The sequence below is a fragment of the Neisseria sp. HMSC065D04 genome (assembly GCF_001815675.1).
GTDB lineage: Bacteria > Pseudomonadota > Gammaproteobacteria > Burkholderiales > Neisseriaceae > Neisseria.
In genome coordinates, this window is sequence record NZ_KV821563.1 from 1 (window position 1) to 444 (window position 444).

At 60.6% G+C, this 444-nt stretch carries 1 pseudogene; it reads left to right on the top strand.

Annotation, left to right across the window (positions count from 1 at the left end):
* Positions 1-110 precede the first annotated feature (110 nt).
* A pseudogene (locus HMPREF3050_RS13985) lies at positions 111-444 on the top strand (RHS repeat protein); the annotation flags it as partial.

Here is a 444-nt window from a genome sequence, read left to right on the forward strand (position 1 = left end):
ATGAAAACGGTGCGCGCTACCGCTTTGCCTACGACGTCCTCGACCGCCTCATTGCCGAAAGCGGTTTCGACCATAAGCTCACCGGCTACCGCTACAATGCCGGCAACGAGCTGGTCGAGCAGCGCGAATTCGGCGACGACGCCTCCCTCGCCGCCAAACTGATGGCGCAGCTGGGCGGACAGCCCGTCCCCAAAAAAGACGCCGCCCCGCTTTCAGACGACCTCGACAGCCAAACCCCGCTGCGGATTACCGAGTTCAAACGCGATATATTGGGACGCCTAATCCACACCCTCGCCCGCGATAACGACAAGGTTCAGGAAACCGTTTACGGCTACGACTTGGACGGCAACCTCGTCCGCGCCGCCAACCGCCACAGCATCACCTGCTTCGACTACAACGAAAACGGTCAGCTTATCGCCCAGCACCAATGGAAGGTGCCGTCCA